1 protein-coding gene is annotated in these 661 nt (G+C 70.8%); it reads right to left on the bottom strand.

The window, feature by feature from the left end; translation table 11 throughout:
- Window positions 1-161: 161 nt before the first annotated feature.
- On the bottom strand, window positions 162-661 hold a 500-nt coding region (locus AC1DUE_RS20010; protein ID WP_477041161.1), incomplete at its 5' end, for a hypothetical protein.

Here is a 661-nt window from a genome sequence, read left to right as displayed (position 1 = left end):
CTGGACGGCGGTGACGGCAGCCTCGGGGGAGTCGGCGGTGGCGGTGGACGCGGCACCCATCAGGGCGGCAGCGGCGGCACCGGAGACAGCGAGCGTGCGGACGATGCGAGACATGGCAGAGCTCTCCTTGTGGAGTCGGTACTGCGAGGGATGAGTGAGGGTCAGACCGACGCGTCGGCGGTCTCGGTGGTGCGCTTCTGCTCGACGCTCATCTGGCGGCGGGCGACGTCGCTGTACTTCGTGCCGGGGGTGCGCCGCGGAGGGGTCCCGCCGTTCTTCTTCCGCCCGTCCGTGCCGGGCTTCTTCGGGGCCTTGGGAAAGCTCCCGGCCTCCGGGTCCATTTGGGAATCGACCTGCGCTTTTTCGTCCTTCAGCGGCCCGTTCTGGGCCAGCCGCACCGCGCGCTTCGCGGCCCTGGTGTGAGCGATCTGCGCGGCCGTCTGACCCAGCTCCGCACCGTGAATCTCCGTCCACGCCCGGCGATACGTCGCCTCACTCGGCACGGTCTCCCCGAGGTACCCCGCGAGGTCCATCGCGTGCTGCCAAACCGTCTCGTCAGCAGCGGCCCGCAGCTTGTTGACCGCCTCGATCCTCTTGGCCCCAGCCCGTGCCGCCCGGCGCTCGGCACGGCGAACGGACCGCGGCTTACGTCCGTCGCGCT

The organism is Cellulomonas sp. P4_A2 (assembly GCF_056402515.1).
The sequence above is the reverse complement of the archived record's forward strand: the minus strand, read 5'-3'. Positions and strand labels throughout refer to the sequence as shown.